The organism is Micromonospora sp. CPCC 206061, from assembly GCF_036906915.1.
Classification (GTDB): Bacteria; Actinomycetota; Actinomycetes; order Mycobacteriales; family Micromonosporaceae; genus Phytohabitans.
This window is the reverse complement of the sequence record NZ_JBAKHX010000145.1, coordinates 1-10,207: the sequence shown is the minus strand read 5'-3', so window position 1 is coordinate 10,207 and position 10,207 is coordinate 1. Positions and strand designations below refer to the sequence as shown.

Genomic DNA, 10,207 nt, shown 5'->3' with positions numbered 1-10,207 from the left:
AGCGACGCCACCACGAGTTTCACCCACCTGCGGGTGGCCCGAAGGGCCAGGGTTTCTTGATCGACGGACGGGGGGCGCGGGGGGCACGGAGGAGGGCGCAAGCGCGACGCTAGCGGCGGAAGATCGTGATGGAGTGGCCCACGTCGTCGATCTTGGTGCTGGTGTCGATCAGGTCTGCCAGTGGGCCGTTGACGGCCTTTGCCAACGTGCTGTTCGAGACCACGAGTAGGCCACGCACCTCGTCCGGGGGCGTGCGCAGCGGGTCGCGGAACTCGATCCCGTAATAGTCGGGTTCGCCGCTGCCCCGGTACACGAGCCAGACCTGCTCGTCCGGGTATCGCGAGCGCAGGCGCTCCGCGAGCCGCCCCAGGTCCTGGCCCCAGTCGACGTTGGAGTCGTGCAGCCGCAGGTACGTCTTCGCCGGCCCGCCGAACGCCTCGTTGGAGTACGGCAGGTAGTACGGGTACGCGCGCAGCGAGCTCGCCACCACGAACAGGACCAGCGCCGCGGCCGCGAACCGCACGAGCGTCGGGCGCCACGCCACGACCACCGCGGCCGCCGCGGCGACCGCCAGCAGCATCGGCATGAAGAGGGCGTACCGGGTGCCGAAGTCGCGGTCGCTCGTCATCGCGGCTACCAGCAGTACCGCCGCTGGCAGCAGCACGTACGGGGCGGCCGGCCGCAGGCGCCGCACCGCCAGCATCGCGACCGCGCCGGTGAGCCAGAGGGCGAGCATCCCGAGGGGCGTCTTCACCAGCAGGGCGGCGGGCAGGTAGTACCAGAGCGAGCCGCGGTAGTTGCGCCCCAACAGGTACCCGCCCCACGTCGCGTCCTCGAATCCGAGCTGGACGCGCATGCCGTCCCGGTACGGCTGGGGGAACGGGAGCGCGTCGACGAGCAGCGCGCGCAGGCCGTGCACGGCGGGCAGGTCGGGCGGTGCCACCCACACCAGGTCCGGGTCGACCGCCAGGTAGCTGGCCCAGACCACGCCCACGGCGAGAAGCGCCACCCCGGCTGCCGCCGCCACGCCGACACCGAGCACCCGCCGGCGCCCGCTCCCGCCCGTGCCGTCGGCGGTGCCGGATGCCGCGCTGGCCGAGGAGCGCCCCGCGTGCCACACCGACAGCACGGCAAGGCCGAGCACCACGGGCACCGCCGCCAGCGCGGACATCTTCGTCGCCAGCGCCGCCCCGAGCGCCAATCCAGCCAGCGGAAGGTACAGCAGGGGCCGGCGGCGCGCCCGCCACACCATCCACAACGCCGTCAGGACAAAACCGGAAAGGAGAACGTCCAGCGTCGCCAGCGACCCGTGCGCGATCACGTCCGGCGAGAACGCGTACAGGGTCAGCGCCGCCAGCCCGCCGAGCCACCCCGCGACGTCACGCGCGAACCCGAACACCACCAGCCCGAACAGCAGCGTCATGACGATCACGGGGAGCCGCGCGAGCAGCATGATCCGCGCCGGGTCGTACCCGGACTCGTACAGCAGCCACCTCCCGAAGGCGGTCTGGTCACCAACGAATCCCGGGTCGGCCGCAGCGTCGCCGTACGACAGCCCCGCCCCGATGATCAGCTTGCCGAGCGGTGGGTGCTCCGGGTTGTACCGCAGGCTGCGCTCCTGGAGCTGAACCAGAGCCGCGCCCGCGTACACGGGTTCGTCGATGGTCGGGGTCTGCTCGGTGGCGGCTGTGAGCATCGCGGCGGCCATCTGTGCGAGGAGCGCGGCGACGGCGAGGGCGAGCAGCCCGCCCCGCAGCCACCGGGGCGCGGTCGTCATTGTCGCTGAATAATGGCACGCGTAGCGCGGAACGAGCCGGCAGGATGGAGATCAATGTACGACTTTCTGCCGTGGCTGTACTGGTCACGCGCCACCGACGAGGAGCGTTCCGCGCAGGCGGCATGGCAAGAGACGCTTCGCGAGCGGGGCGTGCGGGAGGTCGGCGAGCGCACGTACCTGTCGCCGCTCGCCGCGATACACGAGACGACGCTGCGGATCGGCCGGGACTCGTACATCGCCGCGCACGTCTACCTGACCGACGACGTGGAGATCGGCGACAACTCGACGCTCAACCCGTTCGCGGTGGTGCGCGGCCGGGTGCGGCTCGGCGACGGCGTACGGGTCGGCTCGCACGCCTCTCTGCTCGGCTTCAACCACTCGATGGCCCCGGACCGGCCCGTGTACGAGCAGCCGATCACGGCCAAGGGCATCACGGTGGGCGACGACGTCTGGATCGGCTCCAGCGCGATCGTCGTCGACGGCGTCACCATCGGCGAGCACAGCGTGATCGGGGCGGGCGCGGTCGTCACGAAGGACGTGCCGCCATGGTCGATCATGGCCGGCAACCCGGCCCGGCGCGTCCGGGACCGGCGCGACAAGGCGGGCTCACGGGCGGGCTCGCGGGCCGGCGACCTCACCACCCGGTTGGCGCGCTTCGCGGACACGGCGCGCGAGGAGGCGCCGGCGCTGCTCGACCGGCACTGGCTGCCCGAGCACGGCCGGTTCGTCAACCAGCCCGGAGCCGAGTTGGACGTGCGCGCGACCTGCGACGCGGTGGAGATCTCAGACCTGTTGCTCGGCGCGCCGCCACCGCAGTTGCCCGCTAGCGATCTGGTCGAATGGCTCAAGCGGCAGAGCAGGGAGGATTACCACATCCTGTGTGTCGGGTACGCGCTCGACCTGCTCGGTGCGCCCTTCCAGGACCCGATCGCCGTGGACCACGACGGCCTGGTGCCGCGATTGGACGGCCTGCCCTGGCAGCCGGCCGCGTGGACGGCCGGCGCGTGGGTCGACGCGTTCGGCACCGCCCTGCACTGGAACCGGCGCCTCGGCGCGCCAGCGCCGGTCGAGGCGCTTTTCGGCTGGCTGCTGACCCGCCAGGACCGCTGGACCGGCCTGTGGGGCTCGCCCACCCCCGGCGAGCGCTTCCGCCAGCCGGTCAACGGGTACTACCGGCTGACGCGGGGCACGTTCGCGCAGTTCGGGCTGCCGGTGCCGCGCCCGGAGGCGACCATCGACACGGTGCTCGCGCACAGCCGCGACCCCGGGTTCTTCGGCGACGGCCGGGGCACCGCCTGCGACGTGCTCGACGTGATCCATCCACTGTGGCTGTGCGGGCAGCAGACCCGGCATCGCCGCGGCGATGCCCACGCCTGGGCGCGCGAGCGGCTCGACGCCGCGCTGACGCGCTGGCGACCGGGCGCCGGGTTCGCGTTCAGTCCGGCTCCGACGGCCGGTTCCGAGCACGAGTGCAGCCTCATGGGTACTGAGATGTGGCTCGCCATCGTGTGGCTGCTCGCCGACGTGCTGGGGGAGAGCGGGGCGCTCGGGTACCGGCCGCGCGGCGTGCACCGACCCGAGCCGGCTATCTAACCGACCCAGCGGTACCGGCGCTCGGGGCGCCCCGGCACCGCGTAGCGCAGCGTGACGTCGGCCTTGCCGGTGTCGTGCAGGTGCTCGAGGTACCGGCGGGCACTGACCCGGGAGATCCCGATCCTCTGCGCGCATTCGGCGGCCGACATTGTCTCCTCCGCCGCCCGCAGAGCGCCCTCGACCAGTCCGGCCGTGACCGTGCTGAGCCCCTTGGGCAGCGCGGCGGCGGTCGCCCGAGCGGCGCTGGCGCGGGCCAGCACCCGGTCGACGTCGGCCTGGCTGTGCACCTCGGCCGTGTACGCGCCGCTGCGCTGGGCCGCGTACTGCTCCAGCCGGCGCCGCAGGTCGTCGAAGCCGAACGGCTTGAGCAGGTAGCTCACCACGCCGTGCCGCACCGCGCCGCGCACCGCGTCGGACTCCCGGGCCGCCGAGATCACCAGCACGTCGCAGTCGAGACCGGCGGTGCGCAGCCGGGTAACCACGTCGAGGCCGAAGATGTCCGGCAGGTACAGGTCGAGCAGCACCAGGTCGGGGCGCAGCTCGGCGGCGGCGTCCAGCGCCTCCTGGCCAGTGTGGGCGGTGCCGACGACGCGGAACCCGGGCACCCGCTCCACGAAGCCGCGATGGATGCGCGAGACCATGAAGTCGTCGTCGACGACCAGTACGTCGATCGTGGGGTGCTTCACCTGGACGCCTCCGCGACCGCGACCGGATGGCCCACCGTGAGCCGCGCGGTGAACATGGCCCCCGCGGCCGTGTTGGTGACCGCGACCTCGCCGCCGTGCCGCTTGCAGACCAGGCGCGTGAGCGCCAGGCCGATCCCGCGCTCGCCCTCCTGGGCGGCCTTCGTGGTGAATCCGTGCGAGAACACCTCCTGCGCCAGCTCCGGCGCGACGCCCGGCCCCGAGTCGCGCACGACTATCTCCACAGTGGACGCGTCCTGGCGCAGCTCGACCTCGACCCACGGGTCGTGCCCCTCGGCCAGCACTGCCTCCCCGGCGGCGGCGGCGTCCACCGCGTTGTCGACCAGGTTGCCGACGACGGTCGCCACGTCGGCCGAGTCGCGCGGGTCGAGCCGGTCGAGCGAGGTGCGTTCGGAGACGCGCAGCTGGACCCGGCTCTCGGCCGCCTGCGCCGACTTGGCCATCAGCAGCGCCGCGACGGCGGTGTCGTGCACCCGGCTGGTCAGCGTCAGGTCGAGCGACTCGCGGTGCCGGGCCAGCGCGTCGACGTACCGGACCACCTCGTCATAGTCTTCGAGCTGGATCAGGCCGGAGATGGTGTGCAGCTGGTTGGCGAACTCGTGCGCCTGGGCTCGGAGCACTTCCGTTGAGCTCCGGAACGATCCGAGCTCCTGCTCGAGCTGGGCGAGCTCGGTGCGGTCACGCAAGGTGGTGACCGACCCGAGGCGGCGGCCGTCCTTGGCGACGCTCATCCGGTTCATGACCAGGACCCGCCCGCGGCGCAGCACCACTTCATCTGCGGAGTCACCCGCTGTGCCAGTGGAACCGGTGAGCACGTCGCGCAGCCGCCCCTCGATGCCCAGCTCGGCGAGGCTCCGCCCGACGCATTCCTCGGGGAGGTCCAGGAGCGTTCGCCCGACCGCGTTGACCAGCGTGATCCGCTGGTGCGGGTCGAGCGCGATGACGCCCTCGGCGATGCCGTAGAGCATCGCCTCGCGGTGCTCGGCCAGCCCTGCGATCTCGCGCGGCTCCAGGCCCAGCGTCTGCCGCTTGATCCGGCGGGCCAGCAGCCACGAGCCGACCAGACCCATCACGCTCGCGAGGCCGAGGTAGAGGATCAGGTTGCTCGACGCGTTGCGCGCCCGCTGCCACAGCGTCGGCGACGCCTCGCCGATCATGACGGTGCCCAGGTGCTTGCCGATCTTGCCCGGCTCCGCACCCAGCACCGGCACCTGCGCGACGAGCTCGCGTACGCCATCGACGCGCAGCTCGCCCGACCAGCCGCGCGCGTCGGCGACTCCGGGGTCACCGAGCGGCAGCCGGGTCCGGACCAGGATCGGGTTGGTCGAGCTCAGGATGACGCCGCGGGCGTCCGCGACGGTCACCGAGGTGACGCCGGACTCGGTGCTGGTGGTCTGCACCAGCGGTGCGAGGGTCTCGCCCGGCGCCGGGGCGTCGAGCTGGGCGCGGACGAGGGGGTTGTCGGCGAGTTGCTCCGCGAGGGCCGCCACCCTGCGCCCCTCGACGCGGTTGAACGTCGCCGCGGACTGGGCCAGCGAAAGGGCAGCGACAGCCACCAGCACGACGACGATGATCGCCAGCTGGAAGGCGAGCAACTGGCCCGCCAGCGTGGGGCGGCGGGACGGGACGACCACGAAGACTCAACCTTCTTGTGCGGGGTCAATCATCATCGCGCCCGCCCTGGCCTGGCCGCTAGTCTCGCGAGACTAGCTTTGGGGGCTTTGGGGGAGTGAGGCCATCCTCGTCACGGATGTGATGGCCGCGGGCAGCCCTCGCCTCGAAGGCGTAGACGTCACCGCGAGAGGTCGACGGTCGCTCAGGGCCTGGCCGAACCGCTGCCGTACGCGGCGCAGCTGCGCGGTAGCAGATCTTGATTACTCATATCGCGTCGTGGAGGCGTGCGGGAAAGTCGGTGGGGAAGGCGTGGCCCAGGCCGGGGATGAGGTCGAGCCCACATCGCAGGCCCGCTCGGCGCAGGCCATCGATCGCCGGGAGCGCGTCATCGCGTACATCATCATCCTGCTCGCCGAGAAGGACCTTGCCGGTGACGCCGCGCGCGACGGCGGCCGTCACCTGTGTGGGGTCGAGGTGCGCCGGCCCGATGGCCGGCGCGACCGCGACGAAGCTCGCCGGCCGGCCCGGCTCGCCGGCAAGGGCCCACAGGATGGCCTGCCGGCCGCCGGCGGAGAAGCCGGCGGCGACCAGCGGAAGGCGCTGGTCGCCGGCCGGCAGCGCGGCGAGCGCGGCGGCGATGTCGCGCGTGCCGGCGGCGGGGTCGGGCCAGGAGCGGTACGTCGGTGTGTTGCGCTGCGAGGAGTCCAGCGCGAGCAGGACGAAGCCCGCGGTGACCGCGGCGCTCCAGCTGGCGTCGGCGTCGTCGGCGTCCTCACCGGCCCCGTGCAGCGCGACGAGGACGCCACGGGCGTCGCCGGCCGGCCGGCGGACCAGCGGCGGCCGGGTCGCGGTGCCGGCGGCCAGGGCGCGGGCGTGGGAACGTTCGACGAGGTCGGCGAAGCCGGGCAGGTCGCGCAGCGACGCGAGGTCGTCGTCGTCGACCAGGATGCGGCGGTGCCACCAGCCGCCGGCGTCGAAGGCGGACCGCAGCTCGGCCAGCGCCTCGGCGGGCCGGCCCGCCGCACCGAGCAGGCAGGCCGCCAGATGCGCCAGGTCGGCACGCCACGATGGCAATCGGGGTATCGCGGCTCGGAGCAATCCGACACCGTCTTCGTAACGGCCCTCGGTGTAGAGCGCGACCACCTGATCGTCGATCGCTCGGTACGCCGCGCGGTCGTCAGCCATGCGACGCCCGGACGTAGGTGGTCACGGTGGCGCCGGCGCCGAACGTCCGGGCGCCGGTGACCAGTGGATAGCGCTTGACGATGAGTTCGTCGATCATCGTCAGCAGGGTACCGCCCAGGCGGCCGGCGACCTGACGGTGCCCGGGGGTCCTGGTCGAGCGCATCCTGCCCGGTACGGTGATCCGGTGATTCGCAAGCGCGTCCTGGTCTCCGGGTTGGTGCAGGGGGTGTTCTTTCGAGACACCTGCCGGCGCGTCGCTGGGCAGCAGGGCGTCGCCGGTTGGGTGCGTAACCTGCCGGACGGCCGGGTCGAGGCCGTCTTCGAAGGGAACGCGGACGGCGTCGAGCGCCTGGTGAACTGGGCCCGTCGCGGCCCGTCCCGGGCCACGGTCACCGCGGTGGAGGTACATGAGGAGCCGGTCGAAGGGCTCGCGTACTTCGAGATCCGCTGAGCCCGCTGGGATAGTTGACCAATGCTGCTGGTCGCGCTGGCCCGCACCGTCGCCCGTGACGGGCAGGACCGGCTGCCCGCGTGCGCTGGCCCGGTTCGTCCACGGCTGACGCGCTGGTCAGCGGCCGAGGAGGTGGGCCACCCGCACCAGTGGTTCGGCGAACGCGGGGATCCGCTCCGGGTCGTCGATGCTGCCCTCGTAGTACGTGAGTAGTTGGGATCCGTACAGGCTCCACGGCGGCACCCGGCCGGCGATGTGCTCGGCGACCAGTGCCGGGCCGACGTACCGCCGGATCGTGTCGGGGTCGGGCCCGGTGAGCCGGAACTTGCTGTCGAACTGTTCGTCGCCGAGCGCGGTGGGTTTGTCGCCGAGGATGGCTCGGCCGAGTTTCGACAGCCCGCCGCGGCGTTCCACCGCGAGGGTGGGGCCGGGCTCGGGCAGGCTCACCACCACGACCACGAAGTGGTGGGTCGTCGACGACGTACTCGTGCTCGAATGGCCGTCGGCGCCGGTGGTGGTCGACGTGCTGCTGCGGATGTACGAGTAGTCGGCCACGGTGACTTCGCGGCCGTTCAGGACTCCGGTCAACGCCAGCGTGACGCGCCGCCGGCTCGTGCCAGGCATCCGGGACATCCAGTCGACCCGCGGCTCCTCGACGTATCGCCACCCGTGGCGGCGCGCCCAGTCCCGCAGTGCCGCGCGGCGCCGCCGTTCGTGGCGGACGCCGAGCACGGTCGCGACGACCACGAACGCGATGAGCAGGACGAGACCCAAGCCGATCATCACAGGTACAAGCTGGTCCACGCCGCAGAACCTATCCGATTCGGGTCACCTGCTGTGACCGTACGGGTGCCGTACGACAAGGTGGTGGCGGCGAGGCTGGCGCGTTTCGACGGCGCCACCCTACGCTTCACCGGGCCGATGACGGTGACCGTCTACCACGCGGGCAACGAGGTCGAGCGCCATCCCGACCAGGCGATCTGGGACATGGTCTACATCGGACGGACTCCCCGCTGATGCCGGGCGGCCCCGCCGATCAAGCGGCATCGACCGGAGGAGCGGGACGGATGGCGGCCGCCACCGCCGTCGCGACCAGCAGCGCGTGGGCGGCGAGCATCGCCACGAAGTACAGGCGGGCGACGTCGACGAAGATCGGGTAGCAGCACGCGACCGCGAACAGAGTCCCGTACGCGCACGCCGCCCCCACGGCGGCCCGCCGGGTGGCGGGGTCGCGGCTGGTGACCGCCAAGGCGCCGAGCGCCGTCGGCACCACCGGCAACAACAGCACGAGAGGACCGATGTGGCCGCCCGCCGAGGTCCCGTCGTCGGCGGCGACGAACTGCGGCACCAGCAGCGCGACGAAGCTCACGCCCAGCATCACCGCCGGGACGATCGCGGGCCGGCCCAGCCCGGGACCTTGCCGCTGCCGGGTCCACACCACCGCCACGCCGACGAGCACTGCCATCGCGGTGGCCAGCGAGACCGTCCACACGGCACCGGAGTATTCGTAGCCGAGCCCTCCACTGAGGACGACCATGCCGGTCGTGGCGAACAGGGTGGCGGCGCCGGCGACCCCGCCCAAGGCGTACGGGGACACGGCACCGCCGGCACGGGTGAGCAGCGCGGCCGCGACCATGAAGAGGGCCGCGTACACGGTGCCGTCGTACGACTGCCGCATCAATGCGGGCCACCCATGGTCGGTGTCCATCCAGAGCCGTTGCGACTCGGTGATGGCCTGCCCGTTGACCAACAGCAGCAGCAACGCCGCGCCAACCAGCCCGGCCACGCCGACCCACGGCATCCGCGGTGACGCGCCCCGGTCGCCTCGCGGTGTGCGCGGCAGCCCGACCGCCAGGGCGCCGGACACCAGGACGTTCCCAGCTATCCCCAGCCAGAAGCCCGCGTGCATGTCGGCATCCCAGGCCGGAATGAGGGCAACGGCGCCGAGGAGCGCGGCGGTCGCGGCGGCGGCGCCCAGGAACCAGCGGGTCGGCCGGTGGGCGGCGGCCAGCGCGAGCAGGGTCACCGCGGTCAGGGTCAGGGGCTCGAGGGCGTCGGCGCCGTAGGTGATGGACAGGAACGCCACATTGTCTGAGGTCACGGACGGCGAGGCCACCAGCAGCAGCCCGCCGCCGATGACCAGCGCGGCGGCCGGCCAGGCCGGCCACCCGAACGGCCCGCGGAGCCGCGCGACGAACAGTGCCAACGCCGCCAGCGCGGCGCTCACCGCCAAAGCACCGATCCAGTACCCGACCTCGTCGCCGGCGATCTCGCCGATGAGCAGCGTCACGGACGTCAGCGCTAGGTACCCCACGGCGCCGGCGAGCACTCCGAGCGCGATCTTCGCGCCGCGCGCGACCAGAGGCGCCGCGAGGGCGGCGCCGAGTGCGAGCACGGACGCCAGGATGAACGGGTCGCCAGGCGTGCGGTAGATCTGCCAGCCCGTCTGGCTGTCCTGCCAGGCCAGGCGCGTCTCGGTGCTACCGGGCCAGTTCAGGACCATCAGGACGATCGCGCCCGCGGCGAGCACGGCCGCCGCCCACCACGGGGGTCGTTCGGCCGCCGGCGGCTGAGAGGGCGGCGGCAGCAGCGGTACCGCCTCCGGCGTCGCCGCGGCCGTTGGGATCCGACGCGGCCCGGCCGTTTCCGGCGGCGCGGCCGAGGGCTCTTCGCGAGGTCCTGCGGTGACCGGCGGCACGGCCGGCGGGGCTTGCGCCGGCGGGGCCGGCGGGTCTTCGTGAAGTCCTGCGGTGACCGGCGCCGCGGCCGGCGGGGCCAGTGGCTCTTCGCGAGGTCCTGCGGTGACCGGCGCCGCGGCCGGCGGGGCTTGCGGCGGCGGGGCCGCCGTCGGCATCGCCTGCGGCGGCACGGCGGTGGCCGCCC

Annotated in this window: 8 protein-coding genes and 1 pseudogene; 3 read left to right on the top strand and 6 right to left on the bottom strand. The window is 72.9% G+C overall.

Annotated features, from left to right (window positions below; translation table 11 throughout):
• Positions 1-109: 109 nt before the first annotated feature.
• Positions 110-1,777 (bottom strand): phospholipid carrier-dependent glycosyltransferase, encoded by a 1,668-nt coding sequence (locus tag V6V89_RS40265; RefSeq protein WP_334624969.1) that lies wholly within the window; start codon positions 1,775-1,777, stop codon positions 110-112.
• Between the two features lie 54 nt (positions 1,778-1,831).
• Between V6V89_RS40265 and V6V89_RS40260 the strand changes: the two genes are divergently transcribed.
• A complete protein-coding gene (locus V6V89_RS40260; RefSeq protein ID WP_334624968.1) occupies positions 1,832-3,370 on the top strand; it encodes a DapH/DapD/GlmU-related protein in 1,539 nt (512 codons plus the stop codon).
• Here V6V89_RS40260 and V6V89_RS40255 read toward each other — a convergent pair.
• The 3 genes from V6V89_RS40255 to V6V89_RS40245 all read right to left on the bottom strand — a co-directional run bounded on the left by V6V89_RS40255 (position 3,367) and on the right by V6V89_RS40245 (position 6,873).
• Positions 3,367-4,056 (bottom strand): response regulator, encoded by a 690-nt coding sequence (locus V6V89_RS40255; protein WP_334624967.1) that lies wholly within the window; start codon positions 4,054-4,056, stop codon positions 3,367-3,369. The genes V6V89_RS40260 and V6V89_RS40255 overlap by 4 nt on opposite strands.
• Positions 4,053-5,708, bottom strand: a complete 1,656-nt coding sequence (locus tag V6V89_RS40250; RefSeq protein WP_334624966.1) for a sensor histidine kinase — start codon at positions 5,706-5,708, stop codon at positions 4,053-4,055. The genes V6V89_RS40255 and V6V89_RS40250 overlap by 4 nt, the downstream gene beginning before the upstream one ends.
• A 244-nt stretch (positions 5,709-5,952) precedes the next feature.
• The gene (locus V6V89_RS40245; RefSeq protein ID WP_334624965.1) at positions 5,953-6,873 is read right to left on the bottom strand and encodes a serine aminopeptidase domain-containing protein; all 921 of its coding nucleotides are present in this window, start codon (positions 6,871-6,873) and stop codon (positions 5,953-5,955) included.
• A 184-nt stretch (positions 6,874-7,057) separates the two neighbouring features.
• On the opposite strand from V6V89_RS40245, the gene V6V89_RS40240 reads away from it, so the two are divergent.
• A complete protein-coding gene (locus V6V89_RS40240; protein ID WP_334624964.1) occupies positions 7,058-7,324 on the top strand; it encodes an acylphosphatase in 267 nt (88 codons plus the stop codon).
• Between the two features lie 117 nt (positions 7,325-7,441).
• Here the strand turns inward: V6V89_RS40240 and V6V89_RS40235 are convergent, their stop codons facing one another.
• Positions 7,442-8,128, bottom strand: coding sequence for a hypothetical protein (locus tag V6V89_RS40235; RefSeq protein ID WP_334624963.1), 687 nt, complete (start codon positions 8,126-8,128; stop codon positions 7,442-7,444).
• Between the two features lie 33 nt (positions 8,129-8,161).
• Here V6V89_RS40235 and V6V89_RS40230 point away from each other — a divergent pair, with 33 nt between their 5' ends.
• Complete coding sequence (locus V6V89_RS40230) at positions 8,162-8,341, top strand: hypothetical protein (RefSeq protein ID WP_334624962.1); 180 nt, start codon at positions 8,162-8,164, stop codon at positions 8,339-8,341.
• A 19-nt stretch (positions 8,342-8,360) separates the two neighbouring features.
• Here V6V89_RS40230 and V6V89_RS40225 read toward each other — a convergent pair.
• A pseudogene (locus tag V6V89_RS40225) lies at positions 8,361-10,207 on the bottom strand (hypothetical protein); the annotation flags it as partial.

Excerpts from the sequence above, each read along its gene's own strand:
- V6V89_RS40265 (WP_334624969.1), bottom strand. The coding sequence starts at position 1,777 with ATGACGACCGCGCCCCGGTGGCTGCGGGGCGGGCTGCTCGCCCTCGCC.
- V6V89_RS40260 (WP_334624968.1), top strand. The coding sequence starts at position 1,832 with ATGTACGACTTTCTGCCGTGGCTGTACTGGTCACGCGCCACCGACGAG.
- V6V89_RS40245 (WP_334624965.1), bottom strand. The coding sequence starts at position 6,873 with ATGGCTGACGACCGCGCGGCGTACCGAGCGATCGACGATCAGGTGGTC.